This window comes from Streptomyces sp. NPDC007856 (assembly GCF_042868225.1).
In the GTDB taxonomy this organism is placed as follows: Bacteria; Actinomycetota; Actinomycetes; order Streptomycetales; family Streptomycetaceae; genus Streptomyces.
Genome location: NZ_JBIAEC010000008.1, coordinates 235456 through 255385, shown reverse-complemented (window position 1 = coordinate 255385; position 19930 = coordinate 235456). Strand labels below are relative to the sequence as shown.

The following is a 19930-nucleotide window of genomic DNA, read 5'->3' as shown; positions in this document are numbered from 1 at the left end:
TTGCACTGGCAAAGATCCAAGGATCAAGGACGGGCACCCCGGAGTACGGTTCTCCGGGGTGCCCGTCGTTTTGGCTTCAGTGGGTGATCAACTCTTCGGCCAGGGGACCTGCGGTGAGCGGTAATAGGTGATGCCCAGGGCGTCCCAGCGGGGGGCCTGGGCGGCCAGGCGGAGTTTGTAGGTGTTCCAGTCGTGGGTGGCCGCCGGGGACCAGGCCAGTTCGGCCGCGCCCGGGAGGCGGGGGAACGCCATGTACTCGATGTCGGCCGACGTCTTCAGGGTCTCCGACCACAGGGGGGCCTCCACGCCCTGGATGGCCGAAGCCGGGGCGCCGGGGAGGTAGTTGCCGGGGTTCCAGTCGTACGACCGCTGGACCTCGACGTAACCGGCCCACTTCGTGCCCAGCCTGGTGCCGCTGGTGTACTTCATGTCGAGGTAGAGACGGTCCGCCGGGGACAGGATCAGGCCCGTGCCGTTCTTGGCGGCCTCGGCGACCTGGGCCTTCTCGGCCGCGCTGGTGCCGTCCAGGCCCCAGTACTGGGCGAGGGCGCCCTTGGCCGGGTGGGCGCCGGTGAGCTGGTGCCAGCCGATGACGGTCTTGCCGTACTTGGCGACGATCGGCTGCACCCGGTCCATGAACTTCACGTAGTCGGGGTGGCTGGTGGAGTGCGCCTCGTCGCCTCCGATGTGAAGGTAGCGGCCGGGGGTGAGGGCCGCCAGCTCCCGGATGACGTCGTCCGCGAAGGTGTACGTGACGTCCTTCGGCACACACAGCGAGCTGAAGCCGACCTGTGTGCCGGTGTACAGCGGAGGTGCCACGTCGTTGCAGTTGAGCTGGGCGTAGGAGGCGAGGGCCGCGTTGGTGTGGCCGGGCATGTCGATCTCGGGGACGACCTCCAGATAGCGGGAGGCGGCGTAGGAGACGATGTCGCGGTACTCGGCCTTGGTGTAGTAGCCGCCCTTGCCGCCGCCGACCTCGGTGGAACCGCCGTAGCCGGCGAGGCGCGGCCAGGAGTCGACGGCGATGCGCCAGCCCTGGTCGTCACTGAGGTGCAGATGCAGCTCATTGATCTTGTACATCGCCAGCTGGTCGATGTACCGCTTGACCTGCGCGACGGTGAAGAAGTGCCGGGAGACGTCCAGCATGGCGCCCCGGTAGGAGTAGCGGGGGCGGTCCTCGATGGTGCCGCCGGCGATCTGCCAGGGGCCCGGCTGGGCGGTCTTCTTCTCGGCTGCCGCCGGGAGCAGCTGGCGGAGGGTCTGTACGCCGTGGAAGAGGCCGGCGGGGGCGCTCGCGGTGATGGTGACGCCGGCTGGGTCGCTGTGCAGCCGGTAGCCCTCGGCGCCGAAGTCGCCCTGGGCGAGGTGGAGCTGGATGCCTCCGCCGCCCTGGCCGGTGGTGATCGGCAGTCGATAGCCGGTGGAGGGCCGCAGGATGCCGGTGAGGTAGGCGCCGATGCCGCGGACCTCGGCGGAGTCGTCGACGTCGACGCCGGTCGCCCAGGTGATGCGGTACGGGCCCCCGCCGGGCTCGGCCGAGGCGGGCGCCGGGACGATCCGGTCCAGCGGTGTCGGGGCGGCCGCCTGCGCCGTGGGGGCCGTGCCGAGGGTGAAGCCCCCGGCCGCCGCCAGAAGCAGCAGTGATCCGAGGATGCGAGGTGTTCGGGGAGTCGTGCTGTGGTTCCGTCTCACATGCGCTCCCTTCAGATGTGGTCGAGACCACTCTCCCGCAGATCCGGTGAAACAATCCCTCCATGGCGGAAATCATCCAGAAGGACGGCACCTGGACCTTCGACGGCGATGCCCTGCGGCTCACCCCCGGGCGGGACAAGAACGTGAGCCTGTTCCGCCGCGAGCTGGGCGAACTCGTCGTACCGCTCGGGGCGTTGGCCGGTGTCTCCTTCGAGCAGGGGCGGCGGTCGGGGCGGCTGAGGCTGCGGCTGCGCGACGGCGCCGATCCGCTGACGCAGGCCACCGGCGGCCGGCTCACCGAGCCGAACGACCCGTACCAGCTGGCGGTGGAGTCCGACCGGTACGGCGTCGCCGAGTACTTCGCGGACGAGGTGCGCAACGCCCTGCTGCTGGACGGGGTTTCACCGGATCCGGTCGACGGGTACCTGCTGCCGGGGCCGCCGCTGCCGGTGTCCGCCTCCGCCGGGGACGGCACGGCGGGCTTCGACGGGGAGCGGGTGCGGCTGGAGTGGAACTGGAAGACGGAGGAGGCGAAGTCCTCCGGCGGCCCCCGCACGATCCCCCTCGCGGACGTCACCGGCGTGGAGTGGCAGCCCGCGGCCGGTCTGGAGAACGGCCATCTGCGCTTCCTGGTGCGGGGCGCGCCGGTGTCGGCGCCGCCCAAGTACGACCCGAACGCGGTCGAGCTGTGGGGGTTCAAGAAGGATCCGCTGATGGCGCTGGTGGCCGCCGCCGTACAGGCGCGGCTGCCGCATCCCGCGTCCTCCGCAGACGAGGACGCCATACGCCCGCGGCCCGTGCCCCTCGGCGAGGAGCCGGCCGCCGAGAACGACCATGACGCCCTGCTGCGGCGGCTGCGCGAGCTGGGGGAGCTGCGGCGCGACGGGGTGCTCACCGAGGAGGAGTTCGCCCTCGCCAAGCAGGCGGTCCTCAAGCGCATGTGAGAGCGCGTGCGAGGACCGCCCGCGGCCCGGCTCAGGGAGTTACTTGGCCGTGCGGGACACCGTGAAGTGGTCGATGCGGTTGCCGGTCTCGGCGATGCCCGACACCTTCAGCGTGGTCTGGCGGCCCTTCGGCGCGGGGCAGACGTCCACGCGCAGGAAGGAGTAGTTCAGGTAGCGGACCCGGGACCAGGTGACGGTCTCGTTGACCTTGCCGTCCTTGGTGTTGATGAAGGACGCGACCGAGTCGACCTCGTGCTCGTTGCCCTCGTAGGAGTCCGGGGCACTGAACGCGTACAGGCTGCGGCCCGCCGCGCCGGCGGTGACGTAGACCACGCCCTCGGTCTCGGAGTAGGCGGTGCCGCCGATCGGTAGCTTCTTGGTGACCTGGCCGCCCTTGATGACGTCGGTGCGCTCGTACTGGTGGTTGTGGCCGTTGATGACCAGGTCCACCTGGTACTTCTCGAACAGCGGCACCCACTCCTGGCGCACGCCCCCCTCCGAGGCGTGCGCCGTGGAGGTGCAGTACGCGCAGTGGTGGAAGAACACGACGATGAAGTCGACGTCGTCCGACGACCGGTACTTCTTCAGCTGGGCCTCGAACCACGTGGTCTGGGTTCCGCCGGAGATGCCCAGGTTCGCCGGGATCTCGAAGGAGACGTCGTTCGGGTCCAGCGAGATGACCGCGGTGTTGCCGTGCACGAAGGAGTAGACGCCGGGCAGGTTCTTCGCGTCGGGGCCGTTGTCCGGGAGGGTCCAGCGGGCCTCCTCGCCGCCGTAGCCGTTGGGCGAGTACCAGGCCTCCATGTCGTGGTTGCCGTAAGAGACCATCCACGGGATCTGCTTGGCGACCGACTCGGTCTGGTACAGGAACTGGTCCCAGGTGCGCGAGTCGAAGCCCGTGTCGGTGGCCTTGCCCTGGCCGGCCGGGTCGCCGTACGCGATGTCGCCGGCGTGCAGGTGGAAGGCCGGGTTCTGGCCGAGGATCAGGCTGTCGTTGGCCAGGGCGTGGTAGCTGACGCCCTGGTCGCCGAAAGCGGTGAAGGTGAACGGCGCCTTGTGGGCGGGGGCGGTGGTGAAGGTGCCCAGGGTGCCCGCGAGGTGCGGCTCGGCCGGGTCGAAGCCGTCGTGGCCGACGCCGTAGTAGTAGGTCCGGCCGGGGCGCAGGTGGGTGAGCTTGGCGTGCAGGTAGTACTGCGTGTGGTCGCCGCTCGCGCCGACGCCGGCCGGGGTGTAGAGGCTGCGGACCTCGGCCTCGATCTTGCGGGAGAGGTCCCAGGGCTGCGCGCCGATGCGGATGAACGGTTTCTTCACGGCGACCGGGACCTGCCAGGAGACGGTCATCTCCGTGCGCGGGTCGCTGCCGTAGGCGAGGTGGCGGCCGAAGGGGGCGACGAGGGCGCCGTCGACCGTCTCGGTGGCGGGGGCGGCGGCCTGTGTCGGCACGGCCGCCTGGGCGGTGGCGCCCGGCACGAACGCGCCACCGGCGACGGCGCCGAGCGTGACGGCACCGCCTCTGATCATGGTGCGCCGGGAGAATCTGGCGCGCAGGTACTCGTGCTGCTCGGCCATGCTCATGCGCTCGGCCAGCTTGTCCGGTACTCCCATACGAAGAATGTCCATGGCGTCCGAAACTCGTGGGTCCGGACGACGAGACGCAAGACACAAAGTGGACAGCCCGCGAACAGAGATCCAACAGCCCCACACCAGGCCTCTGCCCGAAATCGGGCACGATTCTTGCGAAACCGGCGGCGGTACTCCAGGATCTACGGGTGCACGACGAACTTGTTGATCATCTGTCGCGGTCCACACCCCTGAGCCGGGGCGAGGCGCTGCGGGTGATCCAGGACGTGCTCGCCTTTTTCGACGAGACGACCCAGGATTTCGTCCGTCGCCGCCACCGCGAGCTGCAGGCCCAGGGCCTGGTGAACGCGGAGATCTTCGAACGGATCGAGGCGGACCTGAAATACCGGGCGGTGGCACCGCCGGAGCTGACGCTCAGGCAGCTGCGCCGCATCGTCTACGGCTGAGAACCGGCCGGGACCACGGGCCGAGGGATACGGGATACCTATATATGTGCGGAATTGTCGGATACATCGGGAAGCGTGACGTCGCCCCTCTCCTCCTGGAGGGCCTGCAGCGGCTGGAGTACCGCGGCTACGACTCCGCGGGCATCGTCGTCACCTCCCCGAAGACGCCCGGGCTGAAGATGGTCAAGGCCAAGGGCCGGGTGCGCGACCTGGAGGCCAAGGTCCCGGCGCGTTTCAAGGGCACCACCGGCATCGCCCACACCCGATGGGCCACCCACGGCGCCCCCTCCGACGTCAACGCCCATCCGCACATGTCGGCCGACAACAAGGTCGCCGTCGTGCACAACGGCATCATCGACAACGCCTCCGACCTGCGCCGCAAGCTGGAGGCGGACGGCGTCGAGTTCCTCTCCGAGACCGACACCGAGGTCCTCACCCACCTCATCGCCCGCTCCACCGCCGAGAAGCTGGAGGACAGGGTCCGCCAGGCGGTCCGGCTGATCGAGGGCACCTACGGCATCGCGGTCCTGCACGCCGACTTCCCCGACCGGATCGTGGTGGCCCGCAACGGCTCCCCGGTCGTCCTCGGCATCGGCGAGAAGGAGATGTTCGTCGCCTCCGACATCGCCGCGCTGGTCATGCACACCCGCCAGATAGTGACGCTGGACGACGGCGAGATGGCCACCCTCAAGGCCGACGACTTCCGCACGTACACCACCGAGGGCACACGCACCACCGCCGAGCCCACCACGGTGGAGTGGGAGGCCGAGTCGTACGACATGGGCGGCCACGACACCTACATGCACAAGGAGATCTTCGAGCAGCCCGACGCCGTGGACCGCGTGCTGCGCGGCCGCATCGACGACCGCTTCTCCACCGTGCACCTCGGCGGCCTCAACCTGGACGCCCGCGAGGCCCGGCAGATCCGCCGCGTGAAGATCCTCGGCTGCGGCACCTCGTACCACGCGGGCATGATCGGCGCCCAGATGATCGAGGAGCTGGCCCGTATCCCCGCCGACGCCGAGCCGGCGTCCGAGTTCCGCTACCGCAACGCGGTCGTGGACCCCGACACCCTGTACGTGGCCGTCTCCCAGTCCGGTGAGACCTACGACGTCCTCGCCGCCGTCCAGGAGCTGAAGCGCAAGGGCGCCCGGGTCTTCGGCGTCGTCAACGTGGTCGGCTCCGCGATCGCCCGCGAGGCGGACGCCGGCATCTACGTGCACGCCGGCCCCGAGGTCTGCGTGGTGTCGACCAAGTGCTTCACCAACATGACGGTCGCCTTCGCGCTGCTCGCCCTGCACCTGGGCCGCACCCGTGACCTCTCGGTCCGCGACGGCAAGCGGATCATCGAGGGCCTGCGGAAGCTGCCCGAGCAGATCACCGAGATCCTCAAGCAGGAGGAGCAGATCAAGGAGCTGGCCGAGCAGTACGCCGACGCCCGCTCGATGCTCTTCATCGGCCGCGTCCGGGGCTACCCGGTGGCCCGCGAGGCCTCCCTGAAGCTCAAGGAGGTCTCCTACATCCACGCCGAGGCCTACCCCGCCTCCGAGCTGAAGCACGGCCCGCTGGCCCTGATCGAGCCGGCCCTGCCCACGGTCGCGATCGTCCCCGACGACGACCTGCTGGAGAAGAACCGCGCGGCCCTGGAGGAGATCAAGGCCCGCAGCGGCAAGATCCTCGCGGTGGCCCACCAGCACCAGGAGAAGGCCGACCAGACGATCGTCGTCCCGAAGAACGAGGACGAACTCGACCCCATCCTGATGGGCATCCCGCTCCAGCTCCTGGCCTACCACACGGCGAAGGCCCTGGGCCGGGACATCGACAAGCCGAGGAACCTCGCGAAGTCGGTGACGGTCGAGTAGGAAATTCACGCGACCACCTAAGCGACAATCGAGCAACCCCCGCGGCGAGCAACCACGTCCGCGAGAGCGGCGCCGGTTTAGGCGCAAAATGGGGACCCCCACGTGTGCCACCGAGCACGTGGGGGTCCATTCGGTGCCGCTGCGGATCAGCCGGTGGCCGTCACCCCCCGGCCGGCGGCACGCCGAGGAAGCGCTGTCGGCCAGTGCGCGACCGCGGCCGTCGCCGCGTACCAGGCCACCGCACCGGACACCGCGGCCACCCAGCCGCCCGCCTTGGCCAGAGACGAACTGTCGGCGAAGGCCGCGACGGCCAGCACCAGCATCGCCAGGAACAGCAGCCCGTGCATGACCTGTCCGAGGCTGTCCCCGCCCGCGAGGGTCAGGGTGAGCGCCACCAGGGCGAAGAGAAGCAGGAAGAGCCCGGCCGCGTCGGCCGAGCCGTGGCCGGCGACGGCCCAGGTGAACCACAGCGCACCGAGGGCCACAAAGCCCGTACCGGAGGCGCTGTCACCGCCCCGGAAGGCCAGCAGGCCGACGAGGAACAGGGCAACTCCGCCCACGTAGTGGGCCACTGAGACGGCGTCGGACGCCGCTACGCCGTGAATGACACCGGTCGTACCGAGCCCGAACGCCAACAGGGTGATTCCCAGGGCGAGTCGGCCGACCACGGTAGTGCTTCCCGTTCCCGCAGAGACTTCGTTGTCCACGGCGGGCTCCCTTCATGCAGTGCTGTTGCGCGGTGACCGATATACGCCCTTCACAAGGGCACAAACCACCTCTACGCGCGAGTAGTTTCGCGCTGCACAAAGGGAGTTGAGAGGCTCGGAGAACCAGGATCAGGGAATGACGATCACCGGTCGCTGCGCCCGCTTGGCGAGCCGCCCGGCGACGGAGCCGAAGATGCGGCCGACGATGCCGTGCGTGGACCCGACGACGATCGCGTCCGCCTCGTACTCCCGCCCCACCTCTTCGAGTTCGTGGCAGATGTCGCCGCCCCGCTCGACCAGGATCCACGGCACCTCGGCCAGATAGTCCGCGCAGGCCAGCTCGAGGCCGAGGACCTCGGTGCGGTGGTCCGGCACGTCGACGAAGACGGGCGGCTCACAGCCGGCCCACACGGTGGTGGGCAGCCGGTTGGCGACATGGACGATGATCAGGCCCGAGTGCGAGCGGTGGGCCATGCCGATGGCGTAGGCGAGGGCGCGCTCGCTGGAGGTGGAGCCGTCGAAGCCGACGACGACTCCGTGCCGGAAGGCTGGGTCGCAGCTGGGGCGTGGCTCTTCCGCCGCCTGGGGATCGGCCGCCGTGGGATCGGCGACCGGCCGCTTGCGGTCCGCGGGTTCGAAGAATTCGTGACCGGCCATGGCTGTCTCGGCGTTGTGATCCTTTATGGGTGGGACGACAGTGTGCGGCGGAGCTGTGTCCGGGAAACATCTTCCCAACCCCATACCCCCAAGGGTACGGCGGCACGCCTTCCGAGCCCAGATCCCGCGCACGCTCCGTAAGCGGTCCCCCGACGTCCGTAGGGGTTCACCGGAGCATGCACGAGCCGCGCCCGTAACGCAATGGTTGCTGCCCCGTACAGGCGGTTTGCACAGGATCAACAGACGTACGACCGGTGACCGAGTGGTCGAACAGGCGTTGAACGGGATGAGCCACCGCCACAGGGAGTAGGAGTCATGCCCGGTCGTCGATCCACCTCCGAGCCGCCGCCCGTGCCGGACACCGTGAGCGATGTGATCCGCTGGGCCGCCTTCAGCTGCGTCCTCGTCCCCGTGGTCCTGGTCTGGTACGGCACCTCGCTGGCCGGCGCGGCGGGGGCCGCCCTGGGCCTGGCCGCCGTCACGGCCGCGTGCCGCTTCCTGCTGCGCCGCTCGGAGCGCTGTGCGGCGCGTTGCGCCGAGCAAGGAGGCGGACGTCACACCCGCCGACAGACACCGGTCGACTGACCTGTTTTCGTACCCCCGAACGCTTCTTTTCAGCCAACTTCTGAATGCCGCCCAAGAGGGGTCCCGACCACCCTCCAACCCCCGTTCGACCTGCACGGAAAGGGTCTACGGGCAGCTGTGCACCCTACGCGGTTTGGCCACTGCCACAAGGCGCACTTCCCTGCGCGCTCCGCGAGTGCAACGCTTCGTGATCGAATGCTTCACGCCAAGTTGTCATGTCGACAATCTGGGGCGTGTGGAACTGGTCACCGCCCGACCGCGGGAACCAGTAGATTCGATCTTGACTGTCTTACGGCGGGGGACTCGTGCAGGACCGAGGGGAAACGTGCAGGAGCGACACAACCGAGGAGCCGCGACCACCGAGGGGGGCTTAGCAGTATGAGCCACGACTCCACTGCCGCGCCGGAAGCCGCAGGCCGGAAACTCTCCGGGCGACGCCGCAAGGAGATCGTCGCGGTGCTGCTGTTCAGCGGCGGCCCCATCTTCGAGAGTTCCATTCCGCTGTCGGTGTTCGGGATAGACCGCCAGGACGCCGGCGTGCCGCGCTACCGACTGCTGGTGTGCGCCGGCGAGGAGGGCCCGCTGCGGACCACAGGGGGCCTGGAACTCAGCGCACCGCATGGACTGGAGGCGATCTCCCGCGCCGGGACGGTCGTCGTACCGGCCTGGCGCTCGATCACCGCGCCACCGCCGGAGGAAGCGCTCGACGCGCTGCGCCGGGCGCACGAGGAGGGTGCCCGCATAGTCGGGCTGTGCACCGGTGCCTTCGTCCTCGCGGCGGCGGGCCTGCTGGACGGCCGCCCGGCGACGACCCACTGGATGTACGCGCCGACGCTGGCCAAGCGCTATCCGTCGGTGCACGTCGATCCACGGGAACTCTTCGTCGACGACGGCGACGTCCTGACATCGGCGGGTACGGCGGCCGGAATCGATCTCTGTCTCCACATCGTGCGGACGGACCACGGCAACGAGGCGGCCGGCGCGCTGGCCCGCCGGCTGGTGGTCCCGCCGCGCCGCAGCGGCGGTCAGGAGCGCTACCTCGACCGGTCTTTACCGGAGGAGATCGGCGCCGACCCGCTCGCCGAGGTCGTCGCCTGGGCGCTGGAACACCTCCACGAGCAGTTCGACGTGGAGACCCTGGCGGCACGCGCCTATATGAGCCGCCGCACGTTCGACCGCCGGTTCCGCTCGCTGACCGGCAGCGCGCCGCTGCAGTGGCTGATCACCCAGCGGGTGCTGCAGGCGCAGCGGCTGCTCGAGACGTCGGACTACTCCGTGGACGAGGTCGCGGGCCGCTGCGGCTTCCGCTCCCCCGTCGCGCTGCGCGGGCACTTCCGCCGCCAGCTCGGCTCCTCCCCCGCCGCCTACCGGGCCGCCTACCGGGCCCGCAGGCCGCAGGGCGAGAGGCCGACCGACACGGAGCCGCCGATGCCGCCGTCCGGCCAGCCGGGCCCGCCCACGGGCCTCGCGGGCCCCGGACCGGTGGGCCACGCACCCATGCTGCACCCGGACCGGGACAGCGGGGTACCGATACAGAGCCGCCGCCAGACAGCGGGCGCGGTGGGACTGCTGCCGGGGCCGCGGAGCGGTAGCTGAGAAGAGGGGGGCGGGCACATCCCGCCCCCCTTTTTTCAGCTTGCAGGACGGAAGCGCCCCGTAGGGGCGCGGGGAACTGCGCGAGCAGCCACGACGGACCCGCAGACGAGCGACGGCCCCTCTCGGCACTTCCTGCGGAGCACAGGGGCACCCAAAAGCTCAGGTCCGCTTTAGGGTGGTCGCATGAACGATCGCATGGTGTGGATCGACTGCGAGATGACCGGCCTCTCGCTGTCCGACGACGCTCTCATCGAGGTGGCCGCCCTCGTCACCGACTCCGAGCTGAACGTACTCGGCGAGGGGGTGGACATCGTCATCCGCCCGCCGGACCAGGCGCTGGAGACGATGCCCGAGGTGGTGCGTCAGATGCACACCGCGTCCGGCCTGCTCGCCGAGCTCCCGAACGGCACGACCCTCCAGGACGCCGAGGAGCGGGTCCTCTCCTATGTGAAGGAGTACGTGAAGGAGCCCGGCAAGGCCCCGCTGTGCGGCAACTCCGTCGGCACCGACCGCGGCTTCCTGCTGCGGGACATGCCGACCCTGGAGGACTACCTCCACTACCGGATCGTCGACGTGTCCTCCATCAAGGAGCTGGCCCGCCGCTGGTACCCGAGGGCCTACTTCAACAGCCCGGAGAAGAACGGCAACCACCGGGCGCTCGCCGACATCCGCGAGTCGATCGCCGAGCTGCGCTACTACCGCGAGGCAATCTTCGTCCCGCAGCCCGGCCCGGACTCCGACACCGCGAAGACGATCGCCGCCAAGCACGTCCTGCCCGCGCAGTAGTCCCCCGGGGTACGGCTCGAGGTGCGCCGCGCGAAAACGTGTGCGCGAGCACCCCTTCGGACCCTGTAGACTTCTTCTCGGCCGGTCGGGGAAACGACGAGTTCCACCGCCGGTCGTGGTGGGTGTAGCTCAGCTGGTAGAGCACCTGGTTGTGGTCCAGGATGTCGCGGGTTCGAGTCCCGTCACTCACCCTCACCGATCAGCCGGTGACTCCCTCGGAGTCACCGGCTGTTTCGTGTGCAGGCCGTCACCTCTGCGGCAGCCGTCCGATGTCGGACACCGGTCCGAGGTGACCGAGCTTGTCGGGGTTGGAGACGGCGCGGATCGCCCGGACCGCGCCGTCGGCGATGTCGAGCTCGACCACGCTGGCCACCCGCCCCTCGGCGTCGTAGGTCACGGCGCCCGGCCGGCCGTTGATCCACGCCGCCCGCATCGAGGCGCCGAGCATCCGGACTCGGCGAAGGCCCCCGACCAGCAACTGTGCGACGTGCCGCGGGTCGGTCACCGACCTGGCGAGCGCCCGTGCCTTGCCGCCGCCGTCGCCGTGGAACACCACGTCCGGGGCGAGCATGTCGAGCAGCGCGTCCATGTCGCCGCCCTCGGCGGCCGCGAAGAACCTACGGGCCAGCTCCTCGGCCTCCGCCCGACGCACCGGGCCCGACGGCGTCACGACCGGCTGACCGTCGGGAGCGATGCGCTTTCGGGCCCGGGCGAAGATCTGCCGGCAGTTCGCCTCGGACTTGCCGGTCAGCCGCGCCACCTCCGGGTAGCCGTACCCGAAGACCTCGCGCAGCACGAACACCGCCCGCTCCACCGGGGAGAGGGCCTCCAGCAGCACGAGGAACGCCATCGACAGCGAGTCGGACAGTTCGGCGTGCTCGGCAGGGCCGGGCCGGTCGGCGGACACGACGACCGGCTCGGGCAGCCAGTCGCCCACATAGGTCTCCCGCCGTACCCGCGCCGAGCTGAGGTGGTTGATGCCCAGCCGTGTCACCGAGGTGGTCAGGTACGCCTTCAGGTTCTCGACCGTGGTCCCGGCCCGGCGCGCCCGGGTCAGGCCGAGGAAGGCGTCCTGCACGATGTCCTCGGCGTCGCCCACGGATCCGGTCATCCCGTAGGCGATGGAGAACAGCAGCGACCGGTATCCGTCCGCGTCCGTTCCAACCGCTGTTGCCGGCACGGATTCCCCCTTCGAACATCCGCAAGACGTCCAGCAGCGTATCCGCTCCTGTCACAGACCGCCGGGGTGCCCTGTCTCAGAGGGCCGACAGCGAACGACATGAACAAGGGGAACAGGTCATGAACCTCGCACTGTGGATCGTCACCGGACTGCTCGCCCTCGCCTACCTGCTCAGCGGCGGCGGCAAGGTGGTCGTGGCGAAGGAGAAGATCGCCGCGTTCGGGCCCAGTGCGCAGTGGGTCAACGACTTCAGCGGCGGCGGCGTGAAGGCCATCGGGGCGCTGGAGGTGCTGGCCGCGGTGGGGCTGGTCCTGCCCGCCGCGCTCGACATCGCGCCGGTCCTGGTGCCGTCGGCCGCCCTCGGACTGGTGATCCTGATGATCGGCGCGGCGATCACCCGGCTCCGGCGCCACGAGGTCCGGTTCATGCTGGTGGACGTGGTCTACATCGTCCTGGCAGCGTTCGTCGCCTGGGGCCGCCTCGGCCCCGAGTCCTTTGTCCACTGACGATTTGTGCACTGACGAGAGGAGACCGCGGCCATGGGGTTGTCGACGGCGTTCACACGGTTGTTCGGGGTCGAGCATCCGATCGCCCTGGCACCGATGGGCGGTTCGGCCGGCGGGGCGCTGACCGCGGCGGTCTCGCGCGGCGGCGGGCTCGGACTGCTGGGCAGCGGCAACGGCGACCGGGACTGGCTGGCCCGCGAACTGCCCGTCCTCGCCGCCGAGGGCGCCGGAAAGCCCTGGGGCGTCGGCTTCCAGGCGTGGGCCACCGATGTCGGTGCGGTGGAGTGGACGCTGGGGCACGGTCCGGCGGCGGTGATGCTGTCCTTCGGTGACCCGAGCCCGTTCGCCGGGCGCGTCCGCGACTCCGGTACGGCGCTGATCCTTCAGGTCACCGATATGGAGGAGGCCCGCAGAGCGGTGGACCTGGGCGCCGACGTGATCGTGGCGCAGGGCACCGAGGCCGGCGGGCACGGGGCCCGGCACGGGCGGTCGACGCTGCCGTTCGTGCCCGTCGTGGTGGACCTGGCGGCGCCCGTGCCGGTGCTGGCGGCCGGCGGGATCGCCGACGGCCGGGGGGGTGGCGGCCGCCCTGGCCCTGGGGGCGGCGGGCGCCGTGCTCGGCACCCGCTTCCAGGCCACGGCCGAGGCCCTGGTCGATCCCGCGACCGCCCGGGCCCTCGTCGCGGGACGCGGCGAGGACACCGAGCGCAGCCGGGTGCTGGACATCGCTCGCGGCTCGCGCTGGCCGGCCGAGTACACCGCCCGTACGCTCCCGCATCCCTTCCTGGACCGCTGGCGCGGCCGGGAGACGGAACTCGCCGCCGACCCCGAGGCCGGGCCGTCGTACCAGGAGGCCGTCGCACGCGGTGACATCCCCGCGCTCCCGCAGTGGGCCGGCGAGGGCGTGGACCTCATCACCGACCTGCCCTCGGCGGCAGACCTGGTCGCCACGCTGGCGGCACAGGCGGAGGAGGCACTGAACCGGGCCTTGGGCCGCTGACCCGTGTGTGCCGGCGCTGTCCGCGTCCGCCCGGCCACCCTCTCCGGCCGGGCTCGCAGACGCCCGGCCTCGTGCGGAACGCGAGCAAACACACGCGAGTGAACACACGGGGACGCTCGCAGGCGAACGTAGGCGGACGCGACCGGCGTTACGAGGACGCCCGCCCCACCAGCTCCGTCGGCAGCACCGCGTGCCGCCGCTCCAGCCCCCGGGACACGGGCGGGCGGCGGTCGGCGATCTCCGTGAGGAGGAGGTCGATCATGGCGCGGCCCATCTCCTCGATGGGCTGGCGGACGCTGGTCAGCGGGGGGTCCATGTGGCGGGCGATGGCGGAGTCGTCGTAGCCGACCAACGCCACGTCGTCCGGGATACGACGGCCCGCCTCGCGCAGCACCTGCCGGGCGCCGGCCGCCATCACGTCCGAGCCGGCGAACACCGCGTCCAGGTCAGGGCGCCGGTCCAGGAGCACCGACATGGCCCGGCGGCCGCCCTCCTCGGTGAAGTCCCCCGGTTCGACGAGGAGTTCGTCCACCTCCCGGCCCGCGTCGCGCAGGGCGTCGCGGTAGCCGTCGACGCGGCGCTGGGCGCCGTAGACGTCGAGTCGGCCGGTGATGTGCGCGATGCGGGTACGGCCGCGGGAGAGCAGGTGCTCCACGGCCGAGCGGGCGCCGCCGTAGTTGTCCGAGTCCACCGAGGTGAGCGTCTCACCGGCCGAGCGGGGGCCGCTGATCACGGCCGGGATCTCCAGCTGGGCCAGCAGGTCCGGGAGGGGGTCGTCGGCGTGGACGGAGACCAGCAGGACGCCGTCCACCCGGTGGGCCGCCAGGTACTGCGCGAGGCGTCGGCGCTCCCGGTCGCTGCCCGCGAAGATCAGTAGCAACTGCATCTCGGTGTCGGAGAGTTGGGAGCCGACTCCGCGCAGCATGTCGGAGAAGTAGGGCTCCGCGAAGAAGCGGGTCTCCGGCTCGGGGACGACCAGCGCGATGGCGTCGGTGCGGTTGGCGGCGAGGGCGCGGGCGGCGGTGTTGGGGACATAGCCGAGCTCGGCGACCGCCGCCTCGACCGCGGCGCGGGTGGCGTCGCTGACCCGGGGCGAGCCGTTGATCACCCGCGAGACCGTGCCCCGGCCGACCCCGGCCCGGGCGGCGACCTCCTCGAGCGTGGGCCGGCCCCCGCTCCGGCCCCGCGCTCCGTGGCTTGCCATGGGCTCCGCCTCTCTCGACCGACTCCTGGTGCTGAGCTGGAATGTAACAGTCCCGTCCGCTGCAGTGACCGTCCCAGGGGCTGCCGCCCCCGAACCCCGGCTCATCGGCCTTCGGCCTCGTCCTCAATCGCCGGACGGGCTGGATTGCAGCCCAGTTAACGCTCAGATAACTGAACGCAGTTGTCCTCGTCCGTTCCCTTGACACCCCGCCGCCAACCGGCGACTCTTCAACACATCACTCATGGGAGCGCTCCCACACTACCTGGCACCTACACATCCCGCACGTTCCCCGCCCGAGCCGCAGCGAGTACGAACGGGCCCAATTCCATGCAGTTGGCCGGGGGGTCGGCACGTCAGGCAACAGGAGGACGCAATGCGCACGAGCATCCGCCGGTCCCAGCGGCTGATGGCCCTCGCGGCCGTCGCCGCGTTGACCACGGGGCTGCTGGCCGGCTGCGCCAAGGACTCGAACGACGGCTCGTCGGACGGCTCCGGCGGCGGAAACGGCAGTGGCAAAGGCAAGATCACGCTGACCATCGGCACCTTCGGCGTCTTCGGCTACAAGCAGGCCGGCCTCTACGACGAGTACATGAAGCTGCATCCGGACATCAACATCAAGGAGAACGTCACCACCCGCACCGACGTCTACTGGCCGAAGGTGCTCACCCGCCTCCAGGCCGGCTCCGGCACCGACGACGTCCAGGCCATCGAAATCGGCAACGTCACCGAGGCCGTGCAGACGCAGGCGAGCAAGTTCGTGGACCTCGGCAAGGAGGTCGACAAGTCCCAGTGGCTGGACTGGAAGAACGCCCAGGCCACCACCAAGGACGGCAAGCTCATCGGACTCGGGACCGACATCGGGCCGATGGCCATCTGCTATCGGAAGGATCTGTTCCAGAAGGCGGGACTGCCGACCGACCGGACCAAGCTCGCCGAGATGTGGAAGGGCGACTGGGCCAAGTACGTCGACGTCGGCAAGCAGTACATGAAGAAGGCGCCCAAGGGCACCAAGTTCGTGGACTCCGCTGCCTCCGTCTACAACGCGGCCCTCGGCGGCGGCGACGAGCGGTACTACGACAAGGACGGCAACGTCGCCTGGGACAAGTCCGACGGTGTGAAGAACGCCTGGAACGTCGCCATGGACGTCGCCACCAGCGGCATGTCGGCGAAGCTGAAGCAGTTCGACCCGACCTGGGACCAGGGCTACGCCAACGCCACCTTCGCCACGGTCGCCTGCCCGGCGTGGATGATCGGCTACATCGAGCAGAAGTCCGGTGACTCCGGCAAGGGCAAGTGGGACGTGGCGGCGGCGCCCACCGCGGCCAACTGGGGCGGCTCCTTCCTCGGCGTGCCGCTCGCGAGCAAGCACCAGAAGGAGGCCGTCGCACTGGCCAAGTGGCTGACCGCGCCCGAGCAGCAGGCCAAGGTCTTCGCCAAGCAGGCGAGCTTCCCGTCGACCCCGTCGGCGTACGCGAGCCTGAAGCCGGCCGCGGACACCACCGCGTACTTCTCGAACGCGCCGCTCACCCAGATCTTCTCCGACTCGGCGAAGACGATCCCGACCCAGTACTTCGGCATCAAGGACCAGCCGATCAACTCCGCGATCACCGACGTCGGCATCCTCCAGGTCGAGCAGAAGGGCAAGTCGCCGTCCCAGGGCTGGGACGCGGCGTCCAAGGAGATCAAGGACGTGCTCGGCCAGTGACCAGCCCCAAGCAGGCTCTCGCGCATCCCGCGTCGAGCGCCGACACCGCGCCCGGCACCCCGCCGGGCGCGGCGCGGGGCGCTCACGGTCGCGGTGCGCCGGCGGGTGCCGACTCCTGGCGCAGCCGGCTGTACCGCTGGGACATGAAGGCGTCGCCGTACGCGTTCGTGTCCCCGTTCTTCATCCTGTTCGGGGCGTTCACGCTGGTCCCGCTGCTGTACACGGCCTGGTACTCGCTGCACGACGTGCAGTTGTCGTCCCTCGACCACCAGAGCTGGGCGGGCCTGGACAACTACAAGAACCTCTGGTCCTCGGATTTCTTCTGGAACGCGCTGAAGAACACCCTGACCATCGGTGTCATCTCGACCGTGCCGCAGTTGCTGGCCGCGATCGGGCTGGCGCATCTGCTGAACTACCGGCTGCGGGGCTCCACCGTCTGGCGTGTGGTGATGCTGACCCCCTACGCCACCTCGGTGGCCGCGGCGACCCTGGTGTTCACGCTGCTGTACTCGTGGGACGGCGGCATGGTCAACTGGATCCTGCACTTCTTCGGGGTGCACGCCGTCAACTGGCGTGAGTCCGACTGGGGTTCGCAGTTCGCGGTGTCGTCGATCGTGATCTGGCGGTGGACCGGCTACAACGCGCTGATCTACCTCGCCGCCATGCAGGCGATCCCGACGGATCTGTACGAGTCGGCGGCGATCGACGGGGCGAACCGCTGGCAGCAGTTCCGGCATGTGACGATCCCGCAGCTGCGCCCCACGATCCTGTTCACGGTCGTGGTCTCCACCATCGGCGCGACCCAGCTCTTCGGCGAACCACTGCTGTTCGGCGGGGTCAGCGGGTCCAAGGGCGGCTCGGAGCACCAGTACCAGACGCTCGGCCTGTACATGTACGACCAGGGCTGGATCATCGGCAACCTCGGCAAGGCGTCCGCGATCGCCTGGTCGATGTTCCTGATCCTGCTGGTCATCGCCGCGGTCAATCTGCTGCTCACCCGACGGCTGAGGAAGTCCCAATGACGACGAGTGAACTGACCCTGCCCGCGAGGAAGGCGCCGACGGCCAGGCGTCGCCGGGTGATGGGCGCCGGCAAGCAGCTGCACGCGGGTCCGGTGACGTATGTCGTGCTCACCGTCTTCGCGCTGGTCTCGCTCGCCCCGCTGGTGTGGACGGCGATCGCCGCCTCCCGCACCGACCGGCGGCTCGCGCAGACACCGCCGCCGCTGTGGTTCGGCGGCAACCTGTTCGAGAACCTGCGGACGGCCTGGGACCAGGCGGGGCTGGGCACCGCGATGTTCAACTCGGTGATCGTGGCGGGCGCGATCACGGTGAGCACGGTGCTGTTCTCGACCCTCGCCGGCTTCGCCTTCGCCAAGCTGCGGTTCCGGTTCTCCAGCCTGCTGTTGCTGCTGACCATCGGCACGATGATGATCCCGCCGCAACTCGCCGTCGTACCGCTGTACCTGTGGATGTCGGACCTCGGCTGGTCCAACCAGCTGCAGACGGTGATCCTGCCGAGTCTCGTCACCGCCTTCGGTACGTTCTTCATGCGGCAGTACCTGGTGCAGGCGCTGCCGACGGAGCTGATCGAGGCGGCCCGGGTGGACGGGGCGAGCAGCATCCGGATCGTCTGGCACGTGGTCTTCCCGGCGGCGCGTCCGGCCATGGCCGTGCTCGGCCTGCTGACGTTCGTGTTCGCCTGGAACGACTTCCTGTGGCCGATCATCGCCCTGAACCAGCAGAACCCGACCGTGCAGGTGGCCCTGAACTCGCTCGGCACCGGGTACGTCCCCGACCAGGCGGTGATCATGGCGGGCGCGCTGCTGGGCACGCTGCCGCTGCTGATCGCGTTCGTCCTGTTCGGCAAGCAGATCGTGGGCGGGATCATGCAGGGCGCGATCAAGGGCTGACCGCCTGCTGCCCAGGGGCCGGGCCACCGCCGCCCCGGCCCCTTCGTACCTCCGCCTCACCTACTACGCCAGGTCTCCTACGACCCCAATGGGAGCGCTTCCATGCCTGAACCCGTTACCTCCGTGACCTTTCCTCCCGCCTTCCTCTGGGGCGCCGCGACCTCGGCGTACCAGATCGAGGGGGCGGTGCGGGAGGACGGCCGCACCCCCTCGATCTGGGACACCTTCAGCCATACGCCGGGCAAGACGGCCGGCGGCGAAACCGGTGACATCGCTGTCGACCACTACCACCGCTACCGCGACGACGTGGCGCTGATGGCGGAGCTGGGCCTGACCGCGTACCGCTTCTCGGTCTCCTGGTCCCGGGTGCAGCCCACCGGCCGGGGCCCCGCGGTCCAGCGTGGCCTGGACTTCTACCGCCGCCTGGTGGACGAGCTGCTCGCGAAGGGCATCAAACCGGCGCTCACCCTCTACCACTGGGACCTGCCGCAGGAGTTGGAGGACGCGGGCGGCTGGCCGCAGCGGGACGCCGCGTTGCGGTTCGCCGATTACGCGCGGCTGGTCGGCGAGGCGCTGGGCGACCGGGTGGAGCAGTGGATCACCCTCAACGAGCCCTGGTGCAGCGCCTTCCTTGGCTACGGTTCGGGCGTCCACGCCCCCGGCCGCACCGACCCTGCGGCCTCGCTGCGCGCCGCCCACCACCTCAATCTGGCGCACGGCCTGGCGGCGTCGGCCCTGCGCTCGGTGATGCCGGCCCGCAACGAGATCGCGATCAGCCTCAACTCCTCGGTGGTTCGGCCGCTTTCCCAGGACCCGGCCGACCTGGCCGCGGCCCGCCGGATCGACGACCTCGCCAACGGCATCTTCCACGGCCCGATGCTGCACGGGGCGTACCCCTCGTCGCTGCTGGAGGCCACGTCCTCGATCACCGACTGGTCGTACGTCCTGGACGGCGACACGCGCGCGATCAACGTCCCGCTGGACGCGCTGGGCCTGAACTACTACACCCCGGCCCTGGTCTCGGCCGCGTCCGGCGAGGTCAAGGGCCCGCGGGTGGACGGCCACGGCGCCAGCGAGCACTCCCCCTGGCCGGGCGCCGACGACGTGCTCTTCCATCAGACGCCGGGCGAGCGCACGGAGATGGGCTGGACGATCGATCCGACGGGCCTGTACGACCTGCTCCTGCGCTACACGCGCGAGGCCCCGGGCCTGCCGCTGTACGTCACGGAGAACGGCGCGGCCTACGACGACAAGCCCGACCCCGAAGGCCGCGTCCACGACCCCGAGCGCATCGCCTATCTGCACGGCCACCTGTCCGCGGTCCGCCGCGCGATCACCGACGGCGCTGACGTCCGCGGCTACTACCTGTGGTCCCTGATGGACAACTTCGAGTGGGCGTACGGCTACGGCAAGCGGTTCGGCGCAGTGTACGTCGACTACGCGACGCTGAAGCGCACGCCGAAGTCGAGCGCCCGGTGGTACGGGGAGGCGGCTCGGACGGGCACGCTGCCGGGGGTGGAGCCGGCGGCCTGACAGACAGGCGCGGCCCGCCGTGGGGGGCGGGCCG

The 19930-nt window shown here is 70.1% G+C and carries 18 protein-coding genes, 1 tRNA gene and 1 pseudogene; 14 read left to right on the top strand and 6 right to left on the bottom strand.

All coding sequences use genetic code 11. The features are described 5' to 3' along the window. Positions 1–87: 87 nt before the first annotated feature. On the bottom strand, positions 88–1692 hold the full coding sequence (locus ACFYOH_RS21160) for a beta-N-acetylhexosaminidase (RefSeq protein WP_388627581.1): 1605 nt from the start codon (positions 1690–1692) through the stop codon (positions 88–90). 62 nt (positions 1693–1754) lie between these two features. Between ACFYOH_RS21160 and ACFYOH_RS21155 the strand changes: the two genes are divergently transcribed. Continuing rightward, positions 1755–2636, top strand: a complete 882-nt coding sequence (locus ACFYOH_RS21155) for a DUF4429 domain-containing protein (protein ID WP_388627579.1) — start codon at positions 1755–1757, stop codon at positions 2634–2636. Positions 2637–2675: 39 nt separating this feature from the next. Here the strand turns inward: ACFYOH_RS21155 and ACFYOH_RS21150 are convergent, their stop codons facing one another. After that, entirely contained in the window at positions 2676–4241 is a 1566-nt protein-coding gene (locus ACFYOH_RS21150; protein WP_388627577.1) for a fibronectin type III domain-containing protein, read from the bottom strand. Between the two features lie 164 nt (positions 4242–4405). Here ACFYOH_RS21150 and ACFYOH_RS21145 point away from each other — a divergent pair, with 164 nt between their 5' ends. Both ACFYOH_RS21145 and glmS read left to right on the top strand, forming a co-directional pair. Further along, on the top strand, positions 4406–4663 hold the full coding sequence (locus tag ACFYOH_RS21145; RefSeq protein WP_388627575.1) for a hypothetical protein: 258 nt from the start codon (positions 4406–4408) through the stop codon (positions 4661–4663). 44 nt (positions 4664–4707) lie between these two features. Then, positions 4708–6525 carry a glutamine--fructose-6-phosphate transaminase (isomerizing) gene (gene glmS / locus ACFYOH_RS21140; RefSeq protein WP_388627573.1) on the top strand — a complete coding sequence of 606 codons (1818 nt, stop codon included), beginning with the start codon at positions 4708–4710 and terminating at the stop codon, positions 6523–6525. A 146-nt stretch (positions 6526–6671) separates the two neighbouring features. On the opposite strand, the gene ACFYOH_RS21135 is transcribed toward glmS, so the two are convergent. Then, complete coding sequence (locus ACFYOH_RS21135; protein WP_388627572.1) at positions 6672–7232, bottom strand: GPR1/FUN34/YaaH family transporter; 561 nt, start codon at positions 7230–7232, stop codon at positions 6672–6674. 129 nt (positions 7233–7361) lie between these two features. Further along, entirely contained in the window at positions 7362–7889 is a 528-nt protein-coding gene (locus ACFYOH_RS21130) for a universal stress protein (RefSeq protein WP_388627570.1), read from the bottom strand. A 315-nt stretch (positions 7890–8204) separates the two neighbouring features. On the opposite strand from ACFYOH_RS21130, the gene ACFYOH_RS21125 reads away from it, so the two are divergent. From ACFYOH_RS21125 to ACFYOH_RS21110, 4 genes are all read left to right on the top strand, one after another. Beyond that, positions 8205–8474, top strand: coding sequence for a hypothetical protein (locus ACFYOH_RS21125; RefSeq protein ID WP_388627569.1), 270 nt, complete (start codon positions 8205–8207; stop codon positions 8472–8474). A gap of 378 nt (positions 8475–8852) precedes the next feature. Beyond that, positions 8853–10070: a helix-turn-helix domain-containing protein gene (locus ACFYOH_RS21120; protein ID WP_388627568.1), complete on the top strand. Its 1218-nt coding sequence runs from the start codon at positions 8853–8855 to the stop codon at positions 10068–10070. Positions 10071–10253: 183 nt separating this feature from the next. After that, on the top strand, positions 10254–10856 hold the full coding sequence (gene orn / locus ACFYOH_RS21115) for an oligoribonuclease (RefSeq protein WP_388627567.1): 603 nt from the start codon (positions 10254–10256) through the stop codon (positions 10854–10856). Positions 10857–10974: 118 nt separating this feature from the next. Then, positions 10975–11047: transfer RNA gene (locus ACFYOH_RS21110), tRNA-His, on the top strand. Positions 11048–11103: 56 nt separating this feature from the next. Here the strand turns inward: ACFYOH_RS21110 and sigJ are convergent. Beyond that, on the bottom strand, positions 11104–12036 hold the full coding sequence (sigJ, locus tag ACFYOH_RS21105; RefSeq protein WP_388627565.1) for an RNA polymerase sigma factor SigJ: 933 nt from the start codon (positions 12034–12036) through the stop codon (positions 11104–11106). Between the two features lie 119 nt (positions 12037–12155). Here sigJ and ACFYOH_RS21100 point away from each other — a divergent pair, with 119 nt between their 5' ends. The 3 genes and pseudogenes from ACFYOH_RS21100 (at position 12156) to ACFYOH_RS21090 (ending at position 13542) form a co-directional block, all read left to right on the top strand. Next, positions 12156–12542: a DoxX family protein gene (locus ACFYOH_RS21100; RefSeq protein WP_388627564.1), complete on the top strand. Its 387-nt coding sequence runs from the start codon at positions 12156–12158 to the stop codon at positions 12540–12542. Positions 12543–12575: 33 nt separating this feature from the next. Continuing rightward, positions 12576–13058: pseudogene (locus ACFYOH_RS21095) on the top strand (nitronate monooxygenase); the annotation flags it as partial. 61 nt (positions 13059–13119) lie between these two features. Continuing rightward, positions 13120–13542, top strand: a complete 423-nt coding sequence (locus tag ACFYOH_RS21090; protein ID WP_388627562.1) for a nitronate monooxygenase — start codon at positions 13120–13122, stop codon at positions 13540–13542. 148 nt (positions 13543–13690) lie between these two features. Here ACFYOH_RS21090 and ACFYOH_RS21085 read toward each other — a convergent pair whose 3' ends face one another. Further along, complete coding sequence (locus tag ACFYOH_RS21085; RefSeq protein ID WP_388627561.1) at positions 13691–14746, bottom strand: LacI family DNA-binding transcriptional regulator; 1056 nt, start codon at positions 14744–14746, stop codon at positions 13691–13693. Positions 14747–15119: 373 nt separating this feature from the next. On the opposite strand from ACFYOH_RS21085, the gene ACFYOH_RS21080 reads away from it, so the two are divergent. From ACFYOH_RS21080 to ACFYOH_RS21065, 4 genes are all read left to right on the top strand, one after another. Then, the gene (locus ACFYOH_RS21080; RefSeq protein ID WP_388627559.1) at positions 15120–16451 is read left to right on the top strand and encodes an ABC transporter substrate-binding protein; all 1332 of its coding nucleotides are present in this window, start codon (positions 15120–15122) and stop codon (positions 16449–16451) included. Next, complete coding sequence (locus tag ACFYOH_RS21075; RefSeq protein WP_388627557.1) at positions 16448–17473, top strand: carbohydrate ABC transporter permease; 1026 nt, start codon at positions 16448–16450, stop codon at positions 17471–17473. Before ACFYOH_RS21080 ends, ACFYOH_RS21075 begins: the two co-directional genes overlap by 4 nt. Next, positions 17470–18363, top strand: a complete 894-nt coding sequence (locus ACFYOH_RS21070; RefSeq protein ID WP_388627555.1) for a carbohydrate ABC transporter permease — start codon at positions 17470–17472, stop codon at positions 18361–18363. The genes ACFYOH_RS21075 and ACFYOH_RS21070 overlap by 4 nt, the downstream gene beginning before the upstream one ends. 102 nt (positions 18364–18465) lie before the next feature. Next, positions 18466–19896 carry a GH1 family beta-glucosidase gene (locus tag ACFYOH_RS21065; RefSeq protein ID WP_388627554.1) on the top strand — a complete coding sequence of 477 codons (1431 nt, stop codon included), beginning with the start codon at positions 18466–18468 and terminating at the stop codon, positions 19894–19896. Positions 19897–19930 lie beyond the last annotated feature (34 nt).